General features: G+C 43.8%; 15 protein-coding genes. 5 read left to right on the top strand and 10 right to left on the bottom strand.

The window, feature by feature from the left end; all coding sequences use genetic code 11:
* Positions 1–2 precede the first annotated feature (2 nt).
* From QZ076_RS12205 to rhuM, 4 genes are all read left to right on the top strand, one after another.
* Entirely contained in the window at positions 3–962 is a 960-nt protein-coding gene (locus tag QZ076_RS12205; RefSeq protein WP_293713584.1) for a 2-hydroxyacid dehydrogenase family protein, read from the top strand.
* Positions 959–1,660 carry a DNA alkylation repair protein gene (locus tag QZ076_RS12200; protein ID WP_293713583.1) on the top strand — a complete coding sequence of 234 codons (702 nt, stop codon included), beginning with the start codon at positions 959–961 and terminating at the stop codon, positions 1,658–1,660. Before QZ076_RS12205 ends, QZ076_RS12200 begins: the two co-directional genes overlap by 4 nt.
* A 3-nt stretch (positions 1,661–1,663) precedes the next feature.
* Positions 1,664–2,413 (top strand): TIGR02757 family protein, encoded by a 750-nt coding sequence (locus QZ076_RS12195; RefSeq protein WP_293713582.1) that lies wholly within the window; start codon positions 1,664–1,666, stop codon positions 2,411–2,413.
* A gap of 79 nt (positions 2,414–2,492) precedes the next feature.
* On the top strand, positions 2,493–3,506 hold the full coding sequence (gene rhuM / locus QZ076_RS12190) for a RhuM family protein (protein ID WP_293713581.1): 1,014 nt from the start codon (positions 2,493–2,495) through the stop codon (positions 3,504–3,506).
* Positions 3,507–3,722: 216 nt separating this feature from the next.
* On the opposite strand, the gene QZ076_RS12185 is transcribed toward rhuM, so the two are convergent.
* The 10 genes from QZ076_RS12185 to QZ076_RS12140 form a co-directional block, all read right to left on the bottom strand.
* Entirely contained in the window at positions 3,723–6,386 is a 2,664-nt protein-coding gene (locus QZ076_RS12185) for a cadherin-like beta sandwich domain-containing protein (RefSeq protein WP_293713580.1), read from the bottom strand.
* 1,051 nt (positions 6,387–7,437) lie between these two features.
* Positions 7,438–8,643 (bottom strand): cyclically-permuted mutarotase family protein, encoded by a 1,206-nt coding sequence (locus QZ076_RS12180; RefSeq protein WP_293713579.1) that lies wholly within the window; start codon positions 8,641–8,643, stop codon positions 7,438–7,440.
* Positions 8,644–8,661: 18 nt separating this feature from the next.
* The gene (locus tag QZ076_RS12175; RefSeq protein ID WP_293713578.1) at positions 8,662–10,767 is read right to left on the bottom strand and encodes a GDSL-type esterase/lipase family protein; all 2,106 of its coding nucleotides are present in this window, start codon (positions 10,765–10,767) and stop codon (positions 8,662–8,664) included.
* A gap of 22 nt (positions 10,768–10,789) precedes the next feature.
* Positions 10,790–12,805 (bottom strand): family 20 glycosylhydrolase, encoded by a 2,016-nt coding sequence (locus tag QZ076_RS12170; protein ID WP_293713590.1) that lies wholly within the window; start codon positions 12,803–12,805, stop codon positions 10,790–10,792.
* The gene (locus QZ076_RS12165; protein WP_293713577.1) at positions 12,806–14,428 is read right to left on the bottom strand and encodes a sialidase family protein; all 1,623 of its coding nucleotides are present in this window, start codon (positions 14,426–14,428) and stop codon (positions 12,806–12,808) included.
* 116 nt (positions 14,429–14,544) lie between these two features.
* Positions 14,545–15,789, bottom strand: coding sequence for an MFS transporter (locus tag QZ076_RS12160; protein WP_293713576.1), 1,245 nt, complete (start codon positions 15,787–15,789; stop codon positions 14,545–14,547).
* A 48-nt stretch (positions 15,790–15,837) separates the two neighbouring features.
* Complete coding sequence (locus tag QZ076_RS12155) at positions 15,838–17,040, bottom strand: AGE family epimerase/isomerase (RefSeq protein WP_293713575.1); 1,203 nt, start codon at positions 17,038–17,040, stop codon at positions 15,838–15,840.
* Between the two features lie 6 nt (positions 17,041–17,046).
* Complete coding sequence (locus QZ076_RS12150) at positions 17,047–17,964, bottom strand: dihydrodipicolinate synthase family protein (RefSeq protein WP_195370614.1); 918 nt, start codon at positions 17,962–17,964, stop codon at positions 17,047–17,049.
* 246 nt (positions 17,965–18,210) lie between these two features.
* Positions 18,211–19,746: a SusD family outer membrane lipoprotein NanU gene (gene nanU, locus QZ076_RS12145; RefSeq protein WP_293713574.1), complete on the bottom strand. Its 1,536-nt coding sequence runs from the start codon at positions 19,744–19,746 to the stop codon at positions 18,211–18,213.
* 24 nt (positions 19,747–19,770) lie between these two features.
* On the bottom strand, positions 19,771–23,076 hold the full coding sequence (locus QZ076_RS12140) for a TonB-dependent receptor (RefSeq protein WP_293713573.1): 3,306 nt from the start codon (positions 23,074–23,076) through the stop codon (positions 19,771–19,773).
* Positions 23,077–23,350: 274 nt separating this feature from the next.
* Between QZ076_RS12140 and QZ076_RS12135 the strand changes: the two genes are divergently transcribed.
* The gene (locus QZ076_RS12135) at positions 23,351–24,562 is read left to right on the top strand and encodes an ROK family transcriptional regulator (RefSeq protein WP_293713572.1); all 1,212 of its coding nucleotides are present in this window, start codon (positions 23,351–23,353) and stop codon (positions 24,560–24,562) included.
* The last annotated feature ends 377 nt before the right edge of the window (positions 24,563–24,939 follow it).

Here is a 24,939-nt window from a genome sequence, read left to right as displayed (position 1 = left end):
ATATGAAGATATTAGTCACTTACGACATGTTCCGGGAAGGGTTTACCGAGCTGGAAAGCAAATATGATGTAACTTTTCCCGAAGGAAGAGATTTTACGTATGAAGAAGTGCTGGGGATGATCCCGGAGTATGATGTGTTATGCTCCATGTTCGACTTCCCGGTAAACAGAGAGCTTGTCGATCAGGCTCCCAACCTGAAATTGGTTGCCAACTATGCGGTGGGATATAATAACATCGATGTGGCTTACTGCCTTGAAAAAGGTATCACTGTCGCCAATACTCCCGACCCCGTCACCGCCCCTACGGCCAACCTGGCTTTGGGTCTGATGATCGATACCGCCCGCCGTATCACCGAATGCGACCGCAAACTGCGTACTCTCGGCAAAGAAATGAAGATCGGCGTTCTGGAAAACCTGGGCGTTAACATCACCGGACAGACACTCGGTATTATCGGTATGGGCCGCATCGGTAAAGCATTGGCCAAACGTGCAAATGCCTGCGGCATGGAAGTGATCTATCATAACCGCCGCCAATTATATGTGGATGAAGAAACGAAATTGAACGTAACGTATGCTTCTATGGAAGAGCTGTTGGCAAAGTCCGACTTCGTTTCCCTGAATGCTCCTTATACCCCTGACACCTATCATATCATCGGTGAAGAAGAGTTGAAACAGATGAAACCATCGGCTATCCTGATCAACACTGCCCGTGGTCCGCTGGTAGATGAACATGCGCTGGTAAAAGCTTTGCAGGACGGGACGATTCACGGTGCCGGTCTCGATGTATTTGAGTTCGGCGATTATCCTCTGCCTGAGTTGCTGGAAATGGATAACGTCGTATTAACTCCCCATATCGGTACCCAGACGATGGATGTGCGTATTGTGATGGCTCGTACGGTTTGTAATAACGTCATCGGATTCCTGGAAGGCGACCGTCCTGTGTCACGTGTCATGCGCCCATGACGGCGGAGTTTATATTGAGCGAACTTCTCTCGATGGCGAATCCGGAGAAGGCTGTTTTCCTGCAACGTTTCTTTAAAACGGGGCCGGGACAGTATGCCGAAGGCGATGTATTCCTCGGACTGGTCGTTCCCCTCACCCGCAGCATCGCAAAGGCGAACAAGCAAACACCTTTGGCGGAATTGCAGAAACTGATGGATAGCGAATATCACGAAGCACGCCTTTGTGCCCTTTTGATCGCTGTCGAGCAATTCAAAAAGGCTTCGGAAGCCGACCGGAAGAAACTGTACGATTTCTATCTCGGCAATGCCCGCCGGATCAATAACTGGGATCTGGTGGATGTAACTTGTCCGCATCTGGTGGGTCTTTATTTGCTGGATAAAGACCGTTCTCGGTTGTATGAACTGGCGGAAAGCAATTGCCTGTGGGAACAACGCATCGCAATGGTTTCGACGGTGACGTTTATCCGTAACCGTGAATATACCGATACGCTGGCATTGGCGGAAAAACTGATGTCGCATAAACATGACCTGATGCATAAGGCTGTGGGCTGGATGCTTCGTGAGGTCGGAAAGAAAGACCGGGAGACGCTGACCGCCTTCCTGGAAGAGTACGCCACCCGTCTCCCCCGCACAGCGCTCCGCTATGCCATCGAGCATTACCCGGAGGATCAGCGTCAGTATTTCCTGAAGAAGAAATAACAGATGGATGAACAGATAAAAGAAAAGCTCCGCCATTGGGCAAAAGAATATAACGTAGATACCTTTATTCCGGACGATCCGGTACAGTTTCCGCACCGGTACACCGAAAAGAAAGACATAGAAGTCTCCGCCTTTCTCACCTCCTGGATCTCTTACGGACGACGGGAACTGATCTTGCGGAAGGCAAACGAACTGCATGCGGCGATGGGTGTCAGTCCGTACCGCTGGATTATGGAGGAAGGTTATAAATACTTGCCGGGAAATGCGATGGAACCGGGCAAAAGGGATACTTTTTACCGTTTCTACACCTACTCCCATCTCCGGCAATTGTGCGAGCGGTTGAAAAGTATCTATAAAGAACATGAATCGCTGGAAGATGCCTTGGCTGCCAGTCCAAACCCCAATCCGATTACGAAGATACAGGATGTCTTTTCGGGTATCGAAGGTATTCCGGTATTGACCGGTACATCCGCCTGCAAACGTCTGGCGATGTTCCTTCGCTGGATGGTCCGGAAAGACGGTATTGTCGATTTCGGAATCTGGGGAACCTCGATATGCCCCCATGAACTGATCATCCCTTTAGATACACATGTCCATCAGATATCCTTGGAACTGGGATTGACCGCTCAAAAGAATGCCACCTTAAAAACAGCCATCGAGATAACCGAAGCTTTGAAAGAGGTCTTTCCCGATGATCCGTGTTTGGGGGATTTTGCGCTGTTTGGGTATGATATAAATAGGAAAACGTTGTAAGTCTTTTCTTTCATTATACATAAATAAATCTGTATATTTGGCGTAGCAAGCAGTAATATTCAATAATCATTGCAGGTATATGGAGGAAAATAAAAACAACGAGGTATTAATATATCAATCTCAGGACGGAACGATCAAGGTGGATGTTTTGTTTGAAGGAGAAACGGTATGGTTGACAATAGACCAAATGAGTACGTTATTTGGGAAATCTCGTTCTACCATTAATGAGCATATTTTAAATATATATCAGGAAGGAGAACTATTAGAAGATAATAGTATGAGAAAAATCGGAATTTCCGATTTTTCTACAAAGCCAACCAACTTCTATAACCTCAATGTTATTATCTCCGTCGGCTACCGTGTCAAGTCTCAACAAGGCACTCAGTTCCGTATTTGGGCCACCCAGCGACTTCGCGATTACATCATTAAGGGCTTTGCTCTAAATGACGAACGTTTCAAGACTGGCTCTTCCATGAATTATTTCAAGGAATTGCTGGATCGTATCCGGGAGATCCGGCTTTCCGAACGGGTCTTTTATCAGCAGATCAAAGATATTTATGCGACAAGTATCGATTATGACCCGTCCGCAGAGGTAACACTTGCCTTCTACAAAGAGGTACAAAATAAGCTATTATGGGCAGTTAGTGGAAAAACAGCCGCAGAGTTAATTTATTATCGTGTTAATGCCTCCTTGCCAATGATGGGCTTGACCAATACTTCTCAGCCTGATAAAGTGCATAAAGCGGATATTTCCATTGGTAAAAACTATCTGAGTGAAGACGAGATAAATATGTTGAAGCTGATTGTCGAACAGTTTCTGGCTTATGCCGAAGCACAGGCAATGGCTCACAAGCCGATGTATATGCGGGACTGGATAGAAAAACTGAAGCTCGTTTTGACTCTCAATGAAAAGAGTATTTTGGAGGATGCCAGTTGTATTTCTCATCAACTAGCCGTTCAAAAGGCAGGACAAGAATACGATAAGTATAAACAGATACAACGCTCATTGGAACGCTTAAACAGTATTAAAGAATTGGATGAAGATATAAAACGGTTGAAAGGCAAGAATACAGGAAAGCCCGGCACTAATTGATAACGGGTATTTCCACATTCTATAAAAGAGTGAAGCGAGTTCTCGATATCTCTTTTGAATATGGCTGTATATGTGACTGATTTACAATTGCAAATATACATATTTGTTTCAAACCGGAGGCAAGTGGAGTGTTAACCACCCTGCCATGCGGATCGAGTCCGCTATGACAGAGTGGTATTTTGACACATCCTTTTTAGGATCAGGTATAACTACCGCTTAGCGAATGATTACTTTAGCGGAATAATCGTCGATGCGTACGATGTAGAAACCGGCATGCAACTGCAGGTTCTGGTCGCCGGATACACACAATTCACGTTGCAAGGCTCCGTTGCCGTTGAAGATATAGGCAGTGGCTGCTTTTGCCGTATGAATATATAAAGTGGAACCGTTGCTCCAAACGCGGGTTGCATCTACGATGGCATCCTCTGTTCCGGTAGCCGTATTCTTTACGATGCCGGTTACGATGATTTCCGTATCTTCCTGGATGTTCTTGATCGTGTAGCTACCGTCGGCGTTGGCTTCGATGGCTTTACCGTCGACTGTTACGATCGGTTTCGACTGGTCATAGTCTTTATCCAATGTGATAGAGAATGAGAAGCTGCTGCCTTCGTCTACCGTTGTCGATTCACCTTTGCTGAAAGTGGCGCCGGTTACTTTTGCCAACTTAACGGTGTAAGTTTTTGTAGACGGAATGCTTGGCGTATCGTCGCCACCAGTACTGGCTGTTCGGAAAGTAACGGATGCTGCCGGGGTGTAAAGGGTGGTAGTCTTTGCTCCATTATCCTTGTTTGTGCTCTTCACTTCGCAACGGTATTTCGTTGTGCCGTCTCCTACTTTAGTGATTGTCAGACTAGCTTCTTTACTGCTTACATTTTCCCAGCTGCCGGAATATTCCTGCCATTGGTAGGTTACGTTTCCGCTTGTCGATTCTGCAGCGACAGTCAGTGTCACTTCTTTTCCTTCTGTGGTCTGACCATCTATCTCGTAAGCGTCATAACTACCAGCTGTGATTGTCCAGGTATAGGAGTTTTTCTTACCAGGTGTTGCATCGAATTCATCATCCAACGCCCACGTAATCGGAAGTTCGGTTAGTGTGCCGCCTTCGGAAGTGACTGCTACTTTATCAATCGCATCTACGATCGCCTTTACTTCTTCTTCAGTTTTCTCGGCTTCCAGTACCGGTGTTGTAGGTACAGTAATGGAGGTGATCTTTTCTTTACCAGTAGTAAAGACAATAGTTATATTTTGACCTGAGATCCCATCTTCTGCATTTACATGGAGAGTCATCCTGCCGTATCCATCGGAAAGAGTAATAGTTCTGTTATCCGGCGTAATCGTTTCATTCTCATCCGTCGGAATAGCAATAATAGTGATAACAGCATTTGCAGGGGTTCCAAAAGGTAATGTTACATTATATCCGATTCCTTTGTCATCTTCCGGCTTAAAGCCATCCACAGTCTTTTCTTCACCATCTCCTATTTTATATTTTAAAGAAGATAAGGTAATAATATGACTGGTAGAACGTCTAAAATCAATAGTTATGGTACGTTTGGCAGCATCGCCGCTTTCCGGTGTAATTGTGAAAGTGATGGTTGCTTCGCCTTTCGTATCTAAAGTTGCCGTTAATTCCTTCTTTTCAATTTCCGCCATTTCATCGTTTGTTTCTGCTACAACAGTGATAATTGCACCTTTTGGAGTAGAGGAAGGAAGTTCAACGATATAGTTTTTATGAGTTTCTGCATCTCCTGCATCAAAGCCAGTAACAGTTACAGATCCTTCTTCATTTACTGTATAAGTCAATGTTTTTAATATGGCATCGGTACTGGCAACTACATTGGTGATAGTTGCTTTCGCTGACAGATCAACGTTATTTTCATCTAATTTCTTTTCAGCCAGTTTAATCCTGTCGATAGTCCAGGTAAAGTCGTTATTGGCTCCGCCCTTGTTATCAAACGATCCCTCGTAACTCCATGTACCCTCAACAGTGATATTCTGACCACCTACTGTAACTAAAGTAAATTGATTATTAGGACTGGCATTCAAGATTTCAAGAGCCTCCTCAGCCGTAGTAACTCTTTCGCTCAAAGTGACTGTGGGTACAGTGATTGAAGCCAGTTTGTCGTTGGCTACCTTGAAGTTGACAACGTATTCTTTTGTTGTTTGTCCATCTTCGGCTGTTACTGTTACGGTTACTGTAGCTTCACCTGAGCTGATTGTAGCCGTAGCATTTGGTGCAGAAGCGTTTCCATCAGTACAAGTTCCTGACATAGTGATTGTTGAATTTTCTAAGCTACTATTGTAATCTAGTGTGATGTCAGGGATTTCTGCACTACTAAAGTCCGGAACATTTTGAGGAGCACCGCCGCTGATATTATCATTAGCATATGTCAGTGCACTCAAAGTCGCATTAGAACTCTTTGCCACAGCTTCAGCTGTAATTGTGACAATACCGGTGATGTTTACCTCGTTATTCAATGTAATAACACCAGTTTGATTGTTGTAAGTAAAGCTATTAGCTTCCTCACCATCTTGTGTCAGTGACTCTCCGCTAGCAATGGCAATACCATCTATTGAAACCGGTAATTTGTAAGCGCCACTAGCTACAGTAAGAGTAAGTTCCCTGCTTTCTCCGATACCTCCAGCGATCGTAGCCGGAGTAATTGTCAGATTATTTCCTGATAATGTAATTGTGTAATTATCTGCCATCGCCTTCCCCGACGTCAGCAGCGTAATCAATAAAACACCGAAGAGGAATACTAAGTGGGAGAATCGGTTGTTCAAGACCGTGGTTCGTTTCATACTGGTTGTAGACTGTCCGGTCGTTGCCATTTTACTTTCCGACAATGGCTGGTCGGTTACATGTAAATTTACCCTTTTCATATTAATACTGTTGGGTATCCATCAATCCCCGAGTGGATGGTTTTAAAAATAAAAGAGGCGTGGAGACTGTTGATATATCTTTAAATGAGGCTCTCGACTGCCCAACCAACTGATATAAACAACAGCTCACGCCCTTTTATCTTGTACATCCATACTAGACATATGTATACAACAATGCCTGTGAATGGGTATAACAAAAAAAGGTACGTGAGCGTTTTGCTGCCTATTATCCAGTTGGTTTGAAATTGTCGAGATTTCATTTAAAGGATAATATCTTAAAACGCTCTTGTAATCACTAAAACGTACTGACCGATAACGCTATACCGGGGTACGTGGGCAAAAGTATGGAGAAGTGTTGGATAAAGCAAACAAAAAGAAAAAAGTTTTTTCTGCCGTACGAGGGTTCATCATTCATTCTAATTCAATATGTGGCTGATATTCCGACAGCTATGCTTATGAGTGATCTTTCATTCTTGCATTCATGCTACATTCATCGGTGGGTTCATGATTTTTCAGATTTGAACCAATATAACAGTCCTCCCAGCTCTTTTTAATCGTTGATAAGGGGGGATCTACCCGTTAATAAGGGAGGCACTACCTGTTAAGTCCTGACTCATTATTCTTACCCTGTACACCCTACCCGATTACGCTGTACGCCCTGCATGGCTACCCTCTACACCCTAGCTGGCTACCCTGTACAGGGTAGTTTTACTGAGTAACGACTTTTGTATTTGTTTCTCCCGACTTAACAGGTAATTGCCTGACTATTAACAGATAAACTTTCCCCTGCCATACTGGTGACAGATGGCAGATGCAGTTGCAGATAAAAAGAAACGTCTGCCATATTTTACTGCCTGTAAACCTGCTTGTTACATTGCGATGTGACAGATGACAGATACTTTTTAAAAACTTTGTGTATATTATGACAGATGACAAACGCCATTGCAAATAAAAAAAGTATTTGCCATGCCTTTATCCCTTGAATAATTGTGTGTTACATCGGGATATTGCAAATGACAAATACTTTTCTGAAACTTTATGTAGAAAGCGTTTATTTTATGATGGCCAGGTTGACCTGTGGGGTACGGATACCCGGCTTTAATTCGCCGTTGACGATGATGAGGCTGTCGCCTTTGAGTATGGCTCCTGCTCCGGCACGGGCTAATGGTTCGTAATCGCCCAGATCGGTCCATTCTTTAGTGAACGTGTTGTATTGCAACAAAGCCGTGTTGAATTTGTACCATTCCACCGGATGATGCATATAGGCTTTGCCTTCCTCCTGTAACGTATTGACCAAAGTCGTGTCGCCATTTGCTTCGGCTTTTTCGATCAACTTTGGACGGTTGACGGCGGCAAGGAAACGATTGTAGTTGACACCACCCATCAGCAGGATGGAACTGTCCCTATAAGAGACTGCACAACCTCCGGTGAAGGTGCGATGTTTTCCATCTTTGAATAAAGGCAGCTCTGCTTCCATTCTCCACGTTTTTGTTGCCGGATGGTATGAGAGCATATTATGAGGTACGATCGCTTCCGTATCGTTCTGAATGGGCTGGAAACCTCCGGCCAGGTAGATACGTACACCGTCTGCTGACTTTTGAGCTGCTAAAACAGGCTGAACACGGGCTGTTCCAGGGAAATCTGGCAGGTTTACCCAATTGCTTCCTGCTGTTAAATCCATGGAGAGGAAACTATTGCATGGAAGCGTATTTTCGTTTCCTCCGGCCACATATACCGTGTGGTCTGTATAGGTTGCAGAAAGATTATCCATGGGTGCCGGAAGAGATGGCAGTGTGTTGACTTCCGCCTTTTCATCGGTAGTATTCCAGGATAACAGGCATACATCCGGGAAGAATGTGTCGCTATTGTTGCCTCCGATGCAGATAATACCGTCGGGAGTAGTAACTGTTGCGCCGTATGCTACAGGGAAAGGTAGATTACCGGCTTTTTTCCATCCGCTAGCCGGATTGGAAAGGTCGAGGGCGAATATGTCGCTGTAGTATTTTTTTGCACCGCCTTCAGTGACAGGTTTGTCGGGGAAGTTGCAACCACCGGCTACCAGTAACATTCCGTTGCTGATGCCGGTAAACGGAGCCGAAACTCCCAGTGATGCTGTGTCTGCCATTCCCGGCAGGTCGGGTAATTTATTCCAGTTGATCATGATGTTTGCTGTTTTTTCAGATGTAGAATGGTTACATCCTGCCAATGAAAAGAGGAGCAGGATCAACCATCCGGTTACTATTGATTTGTCGTACATCTTGTTATTACTATAAAGTTATTTTTGAGATCTGAATGTGGAAGCCGGAAGTTCGTCCCCGTTCACCAGATTGGCCCGGGTGAAAGGTTGCCATCCGTAGCGGACTAATTGGGGACAGGCGATCTTATCACTCCGGACTTTGACCTTTCCATCGACTATTTCAGCTTGTGCCGGAACAAATAACCCGTCATATTCGGCTATTTCGAAGGTCCGTATTGGCTGTCCGTCAGAAGTATGCAAGCCTTCCGCATAATCAAAGGTGATATAGGCAGCACCGTCCTTGAACTCAACCGAACGGAAGAGCGGGCCTGACGGAATGATCCGATGTCCGTAGGTTCGGTTTAAAGCCCAACGTGCGAGTCGCTCCCCTATTTCACGTTTGTATCTCGGGTGTACATTCAACGAATCTCCCCGGTCGCTGCTTACCGCCATGCCACAATTGGGAATTTCCTGCATCATCCGGCGCTGGCTGTCACGGAACCAGGTCCAGCTCGAACGGTCGATGCTCGACAGTTGAACATAGTAGAACGGTAGTTCTTCTTGCCAGTTCTCCCGCAAGCTATTCACCAACAATGGGAACAGGCGTTCGTGTGTCTCCATATTCTGTGCATTCGATTCACCCTGATACCAGATGATTCCTCTGATCGGATATTGCTGTAACGGCTCGATGCCTGTTTCATACAGGTAACAGGGTTCGTACGGATGCCGTTGTTGTTTGTTGGTCGATTTCTTTATGTTGAGGGCGGCACGGCCGCGCACCCAGTCCTGAATAAAATCGTTCTGTGTCCAGTTATACAGTATGTCGGTGAAATCGAACTCCAATGTTTTCCGGTCTATCCATGCTTCGGTACCCGAACCTCCTATCGCATTTAGTATGAGTCCGACCGGAACCTGCAGGCTGTCCGACAACATTCGTCCGAAGGAGAAAGCTACAGCCGAGAATTTATCGGCTGTCTGTGTGTTGCATACCGTCCATTGTGTGTCATGGTAATATTGCAGGCGATTGAGTGAATCCATTACCGATGCGTCCCATTCCTCCGCATTCGTGAACCAGCGTGGCTCCATGTTGAACAGACGTATTTGCGGTTGTTTACCGGCATATCCGGTCAAATCCTTACGCTGGCTGTCTACCAGTTCGTCTACCCGGAAAGCCATATTCGACTGGCCGGAACAGAGCCATACTTCACCAACCAGTACATCCTTATAAACCAGTTTTTGGGATGCCGGAGTTTTCTTTTTGTTCTTTTTCTCTGTCGGTAAGGAGGCTTCGATGGTCAGTTCATAAGGGCCTCCTGCCTGCATCGGGGCGAGTGTGACCGACCATTTGCCGTTGGAAGCAGTTACGGTTTCTTTCTTTTGTCCCGCAATCTGTACGGTTACTTTTTCGTCAGCGTTGGCTGTTCCGGAGATGAGCAGCGGCTTCTCACGTTGCAGAACCATATTGTCAGAGTAAGTGACTGGCATTTGCAGGCCTCCGTAGTTGCCTGTCAGCTCCTGGTAGATCGTTTTGGCAAGGATACCGGCTCCTTCCGCAGTCGGATGAAGGGCATCCGGCAGCAGGTCGGGACGGTTGTACAAGCCGGCTTGTAAGTCGATCAGTCCGGTGTTAGCCAGACGGGCTATCTCTTCGATGGTCGTCTGTTCCATCCAGTACCAGTCGCGTGTGCCCGACTTGAAGCGTGGATGACGGTGTGAGATCGGTGTCATCCGGCAGATCCATATCCGGCAATCGGGATTTGCCTGACGGAAAGAATTGATCAGGGCCAGGTAATCGCTTACAAAGTTATCCCTGTAATTTGGCCAGTTGCGCGGATCGGTATCATTCAATCCGAGATGGATGATTACCCGGTCGCCGGCAAAGTCGAGTGCCGCTTTGTATTCCTCCTGGTCGCAATAAGGGCGGTGTCCTTTGTTGAGTAACGTAGCACCGCTTTTTCCGAAATTCACCACCTCGTAGCCATCACCCAGCATGCGCTGAAGTTGAGCCGGATAAGCGTTTACTTCCCGGTTCTCTATGCCTGCGCCGTATGTCACACTATTACCTACGCAGGCAACCTTTACCTTCTTTTGGGCATAGGTCGCTGTGCAGAGTAACAGGCATAATAATAAAAGAATTTTTTTCATTGTATAATGATCTATAATCTGCTTATTTCTTTTTATCCGGTGAATAAATCAGTCCGTCTACCGCCTTTTCACCGTCAGGAGTGACAAATACGAAGGTGAACATCCACTTGACGAGCCGTACTTCCGGTAAACGGAATTTACCGACCGGCAGTTTCATAAATACCTTGTTCCATCCCTTTTGCAGGTGAACTTTAGCCGGGTCACGACCTACGCAGTTCTCATTTCCCAGCGGTATCTCGTTTGTTTTTTCCTTGTGGGTAGCTGTCCATACGGGCGGTAATATCTCCCGGTCGTTCAGCCATACACGGCTTCCTTTATAGTCCCATTGTCCTTGTGGCGGGGCGAGGTCCATTTCCGAGCGTCCATAATTCTGGAATTCGATCCAGGCACCGACCTCCTGGTCTTTGGGTGAATAGACCCAGGTCCAGGCATAAGCGGTATGATCTTCCTGCGGATCATTGTAGAAGCATGGAATGGTATTCCCCCATACGTGACGCAAATAGATACCGGCTCCGATGGTTTCGCCTGTTCCGTAGGTTTTTCCGTCGTAGGTATAACTGTCTTTCAGCTCTGTTTCCGGTGGAAATACACTGTTCAGGTCACCGTTATTGGGGAATGCATCGGTGATGCGCCATTTTACATTTGTTTGTTTTACGTATGAGAACGGATAGCCTTTAAAGTTATGCTCCTTATGCCAAAGCATCCGTTTCTCGAATTCAGCAAAGGATTTGTATGCTTGACTGTCTTCCGATGGTAGGTTCGTCCCCTCTTTATCGAAGTATTCATAACCTCCCCCACGCCATGAACGGTCGGCTATTGCCAGCATATTCGGATAAAGGAAATTCTCATTGATGATCTTTTCTTCCGGTTCTACCCAGCGGTCGTTCCAGATAGCCATGATGACACCGGCCATATCGTCGCTTCCTTCGGTATGGTGATAGATAGTGCTATTGTATAGAGCACGGATGTCGGCAAAGGTATCGAAGTGGTTCAGGTAATGGAAACGGGAATCTATGGCAGGTATTCCCGGTTGTGCTTTTCCCCGGTAACTCCACATCTGCTCCATATCGATCTCTCCCGGTTGATACTGCCATCCTGGGTTCCATGAGATTACTTTTTTGCCTTTTGACCGTATGAAGGCCACCATTTCAGGTACGAATTGAGGATTGGTGAATTCCACTTCATCTGTGCCGATATGCAGGTACGGCACATCGAATATTTCGCATACCTCTTCGACCAGGAGCTTCAGGATTTTCATCCCTTCCGGACTCTGCATGTCGTGGCGGAAGGTGCTGATGAAAGCGGCACTGTGTCCTGGCATATCGAATTCCGGGATAAGCAACATCTGGTGCTGCTTGCAGTATTCAACCAGTTCTTTAGCTTCTTCCTGTGTGTAATATTTACCCGGCATACGGGTGGTATTGATACTGTCGTTGAGCATCGGGAAGATTTTACTTTCCAGACGCCACGATTGATTTTCAGTAAGGTGCCAGTGGAATACGTTGATTTTGTATTGTGCCAGTTTGGCTATCTCCCGCTTCAGTTCCTCCATCGAGGTGTATGTGCGTCCCACATCCTGCATAAATCCGCGGATACGGAAGGCTGGCCAGTCTGTTATTTTACATCCTGTAATATAAGCTCTGTCTCCTTTTTTGTCTGTCAGCTGGCGGAGGGTTTGGATGGCCCGGTAAACGCCTTGTTCGGTGGTTGCTTCAATCGTGATACCTTGTGGTGAAACCTGTAATTTGTAAGCTTCATTCTCATTTATTTTTGCTTCCGGCAGGCTTGCAACCAATGTTACTCGGAAAACCTTTTTACTGGCAGGATTTACTTTGATATTGCTTTCCTGCAGCCAGTCGGTCACCATTTGTTCGGTATTACCTGCCAGTGAGAGAGAGAGAGCTTTGCCTGAGAACGCTTGCTTCGTCCAGTCCACCTGTTGTGGCCAGGGAAGTAAGTTATGACTACCGGTAGCATACACTACCGGCAGCCATAAACATAGTATAAATGTTATGAACAGTTTTTGCTTCATCCGGATTTATTTAATAAGGTCAGTGATCCTGATCGCCTGGAAAGTCATGTGTGCAACACTCGACTCATAGAAGATTCCGACTGTTTCCTTATCGATCATCGACAGACAGGAATACCCCCATCCTTCAGCTTCGTCCAGCAATACCTGGTGCTCTGCAGGCCAGGTCAGACCGCCGTCGAGACTGGCTTTGATCGTAATATGGTTACGTCCCTTTGTTGTGTTCGGGTTGGAGAACAATAATAGTTTCTTACCGGTGATATTGTCTTTAGCATCTACCTTGATAAGGCTGGCCATACATACCGGTTCCTGAAGTGCACTGCGACTGGATGGATGTTCTGTCCATGTCTTACCCAGGTCTTTGGTGACGGCTACTGCACGGCTACCGCCACGGTTGTCACGCATGTTCAGCATTAATACACCCGGTTCTACTTCTGCTACCTGTGCTTCAGTAGTATTGGTACGTGCCAGGTTGTGCAGATGCCATGTTTTACCACGGTCTTTGCTGTACATCACACCTGCATTCGGGATACGTGTTGCATCGATGAACTGGATAGGAAATACGAGGGTTCCGTCCTGCATGGTGATACCACGTCCCGGACCTTGCAACAGGAAGTACCAGGAAGGATCTTTTACCTGTGAGGTGATGTTGATCGGTTCGCTCCATGTTTTACCGTCGTCTTCGCTCTTTACCAGTACTAATTGAGCCGTTTCATCGGGAGTCATACCCGGCATCGAGTTCCACCACGCGCGGCCGTTACCCATTCCGTGTGTCCAGGCAGCAACGATCCAGATGGTATTTGTTTTTTCATCTACCAGTATAGAAGGGTCGCCTACTCCGTTCTGTGCATGCGGTAGACCGCCGGTTTCACCGAAGGTCATGGCTACCTGCATCGGTTCCCAGGTTTGTCCTTTGTCGGTACTGCGACTCACACCTATATCGACCATTTCCTGCAGGTCGACACTGCTGTTATAGCGGATGTCGTAGACCCCCAGCAGTGTACCATTATTCGTAGTAACCATTCCCGGAATACGGAAAGCCGCGGAACCGTCGTCACCGGCCTGGCGTACTCCTACACCGACACGGCGGGGAGCATTTGCTTTTCCTTTCCATTCAATAAGGGCCGGTTTATTATTGATGGTAGCTTCCGGCATAGTGAACGACACTCTCGACAAAAGAGATGTCTCCGGTTTCATTTCGATGCTGACCCAGTAATAGTTTTCCCCTTTTACCATCGGTTGTGCCGACTTCAGTGTGATACTATTGGATGGTGTTGTAATTTCGTCCTGCTTAACTGAATAAGACAGATTTGCCGTACGGGTCTTACCCGGCGTAAAGCTATTGACATAAGCTACCGGACTGAAATGGGAACCTTCTCTGGCAGGAGCTTCCGTACCACTGTAATATAATCGTATCGCTTTGATATCCGACAGGTTGGTTTCGTTGCCGAACTGTAGGGTGAGTTTATTTAATACATCCCCCTTCTGTGCGGGAATACGCATTTCCAACAGGACATTGTCCGTACGGTCGATCAGAATAGGAATCTGCTGTTCCCTTACGTACAAGCTGTCTGCTGCAAAGGCGGTTTGTGCGATAAATAGAAGACAGAGATAAAAGATGTTTTTTTTCATGATAATTGTTCTATTGTGTTGTTTGTTAAAATACTGAACCAAATCTATGCAAAATCTAGGTATTCTAAGTGAAATCTAGGTAAAATCTATGCAAGATCTAGGTAAAATATAGGTAACTAGTCTGTCATGTTAGCTACCTTAGGTCGAAGGAAACAGATCTGGATGATCAAGGCTATCGCCACGAGTCCTGCCAGCATCGCAAAGTCGTGTCCGAGATTACCGGCATCTGTCGATCTGCCTAATAGATCCGTGATAGCTGCTCCTGCAAATACACCGGTCATATTCATGATACCGTAAGCCGTAGCACGGTAACGCGGTGAAATGAACTGGCAAAGGATCGGCATATTGTTTGCATCGAAGATACCGAAACCGATACCGAAACAAAGACCTCCGCCGACTATCATCAGGAAGTTATGTCCGAAACCGAGTAATAATAACGATGGAATGGTCAATGCCAGTCCGATTGCTCCTGTATAAACACGTCCGCGGACATTTGTTTGTATCCATCTGTCTGATAAGATACCACCTACGATAACGCCGATAAATGAAGACAAGGCGATGGTTATAGTAGATAACGGTCCTGCTTCAGACATATCGATCGACAGGTTTTCGGAGAATAAGGTCGGTAGCCAGTTCTTTGTCGCCCATCCCGGTAAACTCGGTGTTGCGAAATAAAGTAAGATAATCCAAAAGGAAATGTTTGTAAACAGCATCCCCATACCTTTGAGGGCTCCTTTAACCGGATTTTCCACCGCTGCACCTACTTCTTTTATCTTTTGAACGATATGGTCTTTTTTATCTTTCAGGAACAGGATCAGGATAACACTGTATGCTATTCCGACAATCCCAAACCAATGAAAAGTTGTTTCCCAGGTAAAAGCACTTGCCACTGTTGCACCGAAGCCGCCCAATGCCTGCCCGGTATAAAGACCGGTCATGTGGATACCTACGGCCAGTGAACGGGTCTTTCCCTGGTGATAATCGGTAATAAGCGATAGTCCGGCAGGTATATACAAAGCTTCGCTTACCCCCATCAGGGCACGCAGGAAATAGATCTGGTTGAAAGTGGTACAATAGCCCATCATCAACGTAACGAACGACCAGACGAACAAACTTCCGACGATCAGCCATTTGCGGTTTACCCTGTCGGCAATCATACCTGCTACAGGACTCATGAATCCGTAAATCCAGAGGAATACGGCCATCAGGCGGCCGAAATTAGCCGCCGATTCCAGTTCGGTGATGTCGATCATCATCGCATCTTTCATGGTAGAGAGCATTTGGCGGTCCATATAGTTCAGTAAGGCAACGCCCCATAACAGACCGACAACTACCCAGGGATAGATTTTTTTATTATTCATATCGTTTATTTTGGAAAGGAAAACAAAGTTTTCTGAAAGCTGTTAATATTATTTTGAAAGAATTTCTTTGCAAAGCAGATTACATTTCAGAAGCATCCGAGGGATGTGGAACGGACCTTTATACATATTGCCCTTAGCACGCTGAGAGAGTGTTCCGTCATAGTGGAAATAACCGTACCACTCACCGTATTCCCTGTCCGGGAAGCGCGCATAGGTATATTCGTTGATCATTTTGTGCATTTCTAGATACTTGCTGTCGCCGGTTGCTTCATACGCATACAACGTGGCGATGATGGCTTCGCACTGAGGCCACCAGAACTTCATATCGTGCCAGTATTCCTGCTGAGGCAGGTTCTTACAGTCTCTGAAATAGGTAATACCTCCATAGGTTTTATCCCATCCCCATTCCCAGGCCCAGTCGAGGATAGTCAGCCCCATCTGTTTCAGTTCCGGGTCCCAGTTCCTGTATTTGGCTTCTTCCAGAATGAACCAGGCAGTTTCGATGGAATGGCCAGGGTTGATTGTGCGTCCCGGGATCGAGTCGATGAATTCGCCGTTCGGGCCAACGGTTTCCAGAATAGTTTTGAACTCCGGTTTCATAAAGTCGCGACGGAGTTCGGCAATGGATTCATCTATTTGTTTTGTAAGGATTTCATCGTCGATCGCTTCGCGGATGCGAGCGGCTGTATCGATCAGGATCATACAAATGGAATGTCCTTTGGCAACAAAGCCTTCACGGAACTTAGGCTCCAGTAATCCCGGTGTATTTTTATAATAAAGAACCTGCTTGAACAGTTCGACCGCTTTCTCTGCATAGCTCTTATCACCTGATGCGATCGCGTATTGAGCCATGGCAATGGCTGCAAATGTTTCGGAGAATACATATCTTCTTTTACGTACGGGGACACCGGTTGCTGTTACTTCATAAAACATACGTCCGTCTGTGTCAAAACAGTATTTCTCAATGAAGTCGATACCGTTTTTACAGGCCTGTAACCATTCTTCCCGTTTTTCAATGTTGTTGTAAGCGTACGCCAGTACAAAGGCGAATCGTCCCTGGAACCAAACCGATTTGTTTGAATCCATCAAGGAGCCGTCCCTGTCCAGACAGGTGAAATATCCGCCGTTTTCCTTATCGATGCCATATTTCAACCAGAAAGGTATGATATCGTTCAGGAAATCGTTTTTGTAGACGTTGCCCCAGTAGCTGAGATAGTCGGCCGGCTGGGAAATATTTGTCTTTGCGTCCATATTACATTAGAATTTGTTACATCTTTCGAAGAAATTGATTGCTTCCAGTTCTGCTTTCATTGTGGCTTCTTCTGCATCTGTCATGTTCTGGAACGGAGTACGGTTTTTACCAAGATCCAGACCGATCAGTTTCATGATGCGCTTACCCCCTACGATATTTCCACGGAAATGGCAGATTACGTTGATGACTTCCTGTGAGAAGTTTTGTTTTTCGCGAGCTGTTTCCAGGTCGCCGGCTTCCCATGCTTCGATAATGCCTACCAGTTCTTTTCCATTGTAGTTGGTAGTTCCTCCGATACCGCCCTGGGCTCCCCCCATAGCCAGGCAGGGTAGAATTGTTTCGTCCTGTCCGTGAAGCATGTCGAATTTACCGTCTTTATATAATCTGCACTGATTGTATTCGTACAAACTTTCATACGTATATTTAATACCGGCGAAATTAGGAATACGTCCGTCTACCGCTTTTAGAAAGTCGACCATGGAAAGGAATGCACCGTTGAATGCCGGGATATGATAATAATAGAAAGGCAGTTCCGGTGCACCGCAGGCAATTTCTTCGCAATACTTTACCAGTTCTTCCACGCGATTCACTTTAGGAAAAGGAGAAGCCATCGCACCGATACCCCACGCACCGATCTTTTGAGCATGAGCAGCCAGATTACGGCTTGTCTTTACACAAGTACTTCCAACGTGCACGATCACCTTGAATCCTTCAGGTGCAACTTCCACCCATCTTTCAGCCAATTTCATGCGTTCTTCTTCATTCAGCATATATCCTTCGCCGGATGATCCGTTAATGAAAACGCCTTTCAAACCGTTGTTAACAAGTAGCTTAGCATAAGCTTCAATGGGTTCGTAATTCACTTCTCCATTTTCGTAAAACGGAGTAAAAGGAGCATCGATAAGACCTTTAATTCTTTCCATGGTACATAGTATTTTAGTAGTTGTTATATACTGTATTTTAAATACATGGCAAATATAAATAAAATATTTTAATAATATGATATCGATTTGAGAAATATTTTTCTAATAAATAGGATTTATTTTCAGATTTATTGTGGCTATGGGTATTTATAGAATTGTATTAGTCAGAGAAAAATAGAATTCCAAAAATGGATTGTTCTGTATCCAGCAACTATCCATCTTTGGAATTCGAAAATGTTTTGAAACTTATTTTGCTCCTGCAACTTTGTAACCAGGAGTTTGGTTCAAGGCAGGGTTGTTGGTCAGCGTTGTTTTATCAATCGGCCATAATAACTTGTCAGTATTTCCATTTTCAGCCAATGTATGTTTGAACACATATTCATTCCCAAAACGGCGCAAATCATACCAGCGTTTGCCTTCCATGATAAATTCTTTGAAACGCTCTTCTAAAATAGTTTCGTTTATATCTTTATCATTCGGCTGATTGGGGAAACCGATTGTTTTGTTATCGTAATTCTCCCCATAAGCCCGTTGACGTATCGCATTTATTTCTTCTGCCGGACTTTCTCCCAGCATTGCTTTTGCCTCTGCCAGCATAAGCAAAAGGTCTGCGTAACGATATATAGGATAATCATCACATAAAGAGCGGCTGTCACCTGCATCCTGCACTCCCTGGTATTTATAATTAAATACGCCTATAAGATCCAGTGTTCCATTTTCCAGTTTATTGTAAGCACCTTTCAATGTTGCCAGTTTGCGGCTGTCTTTATCGTCATATCTATCCATATTGTCTTTTTTAATGCCCAGACGGATCAGACCTAATCTGTTTTCTTTTGTCAGGTCGAATTTTTCTCCGGTTGCAGCATCATAATAGGTGGATAAGTAGTTTCTCTGAGGAAGAAAACTTCCACCAAAAGAACCATTCCACAAATCATATTCTTTGAGTTGATTCCGGAATGCAAAAATGATTTCTTTATTTCCTTTCTCTGTATAGGCGAAAATGTCACTGAATTTTTCCATCAAACCAAATGAAGAAACATTGTTCTGTATATCTGTCAAGGCACTTTTGGCAATGGTTGCATCTCCATTACCTCCTCCCATTTGTTTTCCGGACCAAAGATATACTTCACCTTTTAACATTAATGTTGCCGCTTTTGACCACATGCTTTTTTGTCCTTTGATGGTATAATCTGAACCAAATGCATTTATAGAAGCTTCAATATCTGCTTTTATTTGTTTCATTACATCGGCTGCCGGAGATGCTTCTTTTGCCATATTGGAAACATCTACTGTAAATGTCGGTTCAGTTGTAATGACTGCGTCTCCCCATGACCGTAAAATATGGAAATAATAGAATGCCCGTATACCATAAGCTTGTCCAAGGTAATAGTTTTTCTGTTCTTCGGTCAATATTTCAGTTTCACTGGTACGAAGTATCATTAGATTTAACTGATTGATATTCTCATAGAATTTACCGTAATTGGAAATACCCGGATTTTCTTCGTTTAAAGTATTATACGGAAAGCGCTCCATGCCTTGTGAAGCTTCACCACCGAATGGTAAATCACCAAAAACGTCGCTTCGTGCTTCCCCTAAAAGGAAGAAATTATAGGCATGTTCTCTGAAGCGAGTGTGCAATCCGGTCATGAACGCATCGAACTGGTCAGCCGACTTCCAGTAATTCGCATCTGATATGGAACTGATTGGCTTCATATCCAATGATGTACATCCTCCTATGAAGAGCGATGATATTATGGCTATTGATAAAAATATATTTTTCATATTGCTTTTAATTTAAAGTGGTTGTCAGAATGAAACGGAAACACCTAATAATACAGTTCGCGGCATAGGATATCTACCTTCGTCTACTCCGGCATTATCTTTCTTGACCGCCGGTTCGGGTGACATTCCCTTATAACCGGTAATATAGAATAAGTTTTGTCCTGTTATGTAAATAGAGGCATCACTTAGTGTCGCTTTTTCAATAATTGTTTTAGGTAAACGATAGCTTAATGTGATCTCTCTCAATGCCAGGTAGTCTCCTTTTTCATAGAAACGGGAACTGTTATTATTGATATTGGGATTTGCATTGTTTGAACGTGTTATGTTCTTCTTCCCTAACTGGTCTGCATAATAAAATTTAGGCAGGTCAGCATTGGTATTTTCGGGAGACCAGGTGTCATAAACGTCTTTTATTATGTTGAAAGAACCTTGATATTGTCCCAGTGAACGTGCAGCAAGGTCATTGTAAATAATATGTCCTAATGCATAGTCGAAGCGGGCAAATAATGAGATGTCTTTATAAGAAAGATTTGTAGAAAATCCTCCTGTCCATTTAGGTAAAACATTTCCGACTTTTACACGGTCATATTCATTGATCACACCGTTATTGTCGAGGTCTGCCCACATAACATCTCCCGGTTCAATAGGCTTTTTACCAATCTTTTCCTTATCGCTCATCTGCGCCCATTTGTTTGGCCCATATAGTTCAGCAACTGCGTCATATCTGTCACCGGCATTAGCTTTTACATCATCCCAGTCTTTGAAAATACGTTCTTGTTTATAAGCATATACTTCGCCGAGAGGTTGCCCTTCCTGATATCCGCCTACCCAGATCACTTTTCCGGATTTAGGATCGTATACTTCCATACCTCCCTGGCGGTTATTTTCGTTACCGTTGTAAGGCAACTTAATGATTTTGTTATGCACCAACGATGTGTTGAATGAGAAATCCCAACTGAATGCCTTGGGGTTCGAAAGGATATTGAGTTTTACTTCTGCCTCGAAACCGGTATTACGCAAGCTACCCAAGTTTGTTCTGATACTGCTGAAGCCCGTATATCCGGGTAATTCCAGACTGGTCAGCAGGTCGCTGGTGGTACGGTTATAATAGTCCAGGATCAGGTTAAAGCGATTGTTTATGAAGCCCAGGTCAAGACCAACTTCAAAAGAATTACTTTTTTCCCAGCGAAGGTCGCTGTTGATCAGTCCGGTATTCAGGAAACCAACGTTACCATTATAAGGAATAGGAATACTGGAACTGTTGTTGATAGTGTTGTATTCTCCATATACTTCATAATTGCCTAGTCCGGCGACATTACCATTTACACCGTAACTGACACGTGGTTTAACAGTAGATACATATTTGGCTACTTCCGTATCTTTAAAGAACGATTCTTCATGCAGGTTCCAACCAGCGGAAACACCCGGGAAGAATCCCCAGCGATTATCACTTAGTTTGGATATGCCGTCATAGCGGGCAACAACAGAGAACAGATATTTGTATTCATAGTTGTAATTGACACGGGCAAAGCCAGATAGCATGCGATAACCATCTTTATAAGAATAGACTTCCGTTTTGTCACTTGATCCGTTCAGTGTAGGAATATCGTCACTGGGGGCTTTATTCCCTTTTGCCTGTAGCTTGAAGCGGTTGTAGTCGAAATACTCGCCACCGATCATTGCATCCAGATTATGTTTCTCTATAAATGATTTATTGTAAGTCAATGTGGCGCTATGTTGCTGTTGGAACTGACGTTCATACATTCCACGGGCGTTACGCGTATTGTTAGGGGTTGAGCTGTTCTGTGTCTGATATTGTTTATCGAAATCTTCCTGTTCGTTATCAATGTAGTAAATTGAACTATTTTCATTCAATGCCAATCCGGGAATAATTTCCCAGCTTCCGCCAATGTTGAAGGTTGTCCGGCGTACATTGTTGATACGTTGTAGTTTATCCTTCCAATACAGAGGATTCCCATCAGCAGATCCGACACCGGCAGCAGGGTTCCCATCTTCATCATAAGGATTTAGGGTTGGCCATAAACTCATGGAGCGATAGAACAGCTGTGCTTCGCTGATCCATAACCCTGGTTTTTTTGAAAATGAATAAGTTGCTCCTGCATTGATTTTAATGTTGTCGCGAACCTTATAAGAACCGTTGATGTTTCCTGTGAAACGTTCATAAGAAGTACCGACAACCTGTCCTTGTTCATTATAATATCCGAAAGATGTCAGGAAGGTTGCTTTGTCATTTCCTCCGGTTACACTGAGATAATGATCCTGTGTAAATGAAGGATCATTGAATGCTGCATCCATCATTTGACCACCGTAATCTTTAAAGATCAGCTGTCCTTCGCCATCATACGGGTCTGTCATTTGCTCCCATCCTTCATTTAGAAGATGTTTGTTTTCATCTGTCAGATAATGAACAGAGAAATGATTTCCGGCATTGGTTCCATAACCGGTTGTGTTATTTACTTGTTGTAACGTTCTGGTATAGCCGGCATCATTGATGTATTTATTGCCTAGTCGATTATAATACAGGAAGTCTCTGGCTCCAAGGAACTCATAGCCTTTGCGGGCAAAGTTCATACCGCCTTTAAACTTGTAAGAAACAGTTGCCTTTCCTTCTTTGGCTCTTTTAGTCGTTACAAGGATAACACCACTGTTGGCACGAGCTCCATAAATAGCAGTGGAAGCTGCATCTTTTAAAACCTGGATAGATTCTATGTCGGCGGGGTTTACGTCATTCATGGAACGTACGATACCATCGACTACAACCAGTGCCTGATTGTTTGCTGGGTCACCCGTAATAGTGGCCCCTCCACGCAAAACGATGTTAGGTGCTTCTCCCGGCTTACCGGATGTATTTACAACGCGTAAACCACTCACTGTACCTTGCAGTGATTGTCCGGCATTTGAGATTGCCACATTTTCAAGCGCTCTGTTGTCTAACTTGGAAATAGCTGTGGTTAGGGTTGCCCTCTTTTGTTGTCCACCGTAACCAGTAACAACAACTTCATCCAGTTGCTCCGCATCTTCACGTAAGAGAACATTTACTTTTGTTTTTCCGGCTAATGGAACTTCCTGTGTTTTGTAGCCGATAAATGAAAATTGCAAGATTGCATTTTTGTTAGATACAATAATGGAGAAATTACCATCAAGGTCAGTCACTGTACCATTTGTGGTTCCTTTTTCCACAATAGAGGCGCCCGGCACGGAGAAATTGGATTCATCCATAACCGTTCCTGTGATAGTTATCTGCTCTTGTCCCCATGCAAAAGCTGGAAGCAGCATAACAAGCACTAAAATCAGGAAATTTTTCTTCATAATAAATTACTTTTATTTGTTAATAACCAAGGTTGAAACTTGCGGATAAATATGAGTTTATCTCGTATATTGACAGAGTTCGTGACAGACTCTGGTAAATAATGGCTTAAATAGATTAAAAAAGAGTGTAAAAAATATCTCATAAGTATTAGCTTATGTGGAAAGTCAAGTGAAGAGTTTAAATATTGTGCTTTTTTTATTTTGGCAAGCTTATATTTGAAATATATTTATTTACTTTTGTTCAATCATACTATAAATAGCAAAAAATAAGGCCATGAATACAAAATTTCTTATCACTTCCGACAATAACCGTAATGAGTCTCTTAAAAAGAAAATCATACATTATTATATAGCTAATGGTGATGCTACGATAGCAGAACTCTGTAAGGAAATGGACTTAAGTATCCCAACTGTAACTAAGCTGATTGGCGAATTGCAAGAAGACGGTTATATACTGGATTTTGGAAAGCAAGAAACCAGTGGTGGACGTAAACCTAATATTTACGGACTGAACCCTACTTCAGGTTATTTTGTGGGAGTGGATATTTTTCGAGATAAGATCAATATCGCAGCCGTTGATTTTAAAGGAGAAAAATTAAGAATAGAAGAAAATATACCTTTCGTTTTGGAAAATACTCCGGCAGCTCTTGAGTCATTATGTCTTTTGATAAACACTTTTATAGGTTCTCTGCCTGTATCACGTGAAAAAGTGTTAGCAGTCGGAGTCAATATTTCCGGTCGTGTTAGACCAGAGTCAGGTTACAGCTACAGTATTTTTTACTTTGAAGAAAAGCCTTTGTCTCAAATATTGGAAGAACGCATAAAGATTAAGATATATATTGAAAATGATACTCGTGCCATGTTGTATGGAGAGTATATGCAGGGAGTTGTTAAAGGTGAAAAGAATATTTTATTTATTAATCTGAACTGGGGCCTAGGGCTTTCTATCTTTATTAATGGAGAATTGTATTATGGTAAATCCGGTTTTTCCGGAGAGTTCGGTCATTTTTGCTTCTTTGATAACGAAATTCTCTGCCACTGCGGAAAGAAGGGATGCATTGAAACTGAAGCCTCGGGATCAGCTTTGCATCGTAAATTATTAGAAAGGTATAGAGAAGGCAGTAGCACGATCCTTGCGGCTAAAATAGATAAAAATGAGAAAATAACTTTGGCGGATATGATTGAAGCCATACAAAAGGAAGATGTGCTTTGTATTGAAATACTGGAAGAAATGGGATTGAATTTAGGCAGGGGAATTGCTGGTTTAATGAATATATTCAATCCTGAACTGGTTGTTTTAGGTGGTGCATTATCTCTGACCGGAGAATACATCAGTCTCCCGATAAAGAGTGCTATACGGAAATACTCCCTTAATTTAGTGAGTCAGGATACTGAAATAAGATTGTCCAAACTAGGCGAACGAGCTGGAGTGTTGGGAGCTTGCTTGTTATCACGAAGTAAAATTTTAGGAATGATACGATATTAATTTCTCTTTTTTATACAGATTTACCAAAACCTTGATCCTTCCTCTTAGTATTACTTGTAAATATTTATATTTATGGCCTAGATTAATAACGTTTTTAATTTATACTGCATTTTATTAAAAATGTATATATTATTGTTTGCTTATTATTAAAATAAATTATTTATATTTGCGCAGTATTTAAATAATGAGTATTATCTATCTGCAATAATGAAAAGAACGAGAAATATAAAAATAATCCTCTTCTGCATCTTTATTTACCAGAGTCTGTCACGAACTCTGTCAATTTAATATACCGGCAGTTTTATTTGCTTAAAAATAATTTAGTGATATGCCTGTAATGTTGATTCCAAAGTGACAATACAGAAAAATCAATTTTG

The sequence above is a fragment of the uncultured Parabacteroides sp. genome, from assembly GCF_905196875.1.
GTDB lineage: Bacteria > Bacteroidota > Bacteroidia > Bacteroidales > Tannerellaceae > Parabacteroides.
Note: the sequence above shows the minus strand (reverse complement) of the source record. Positions and strands in the feature narration are given on the sequence as shown.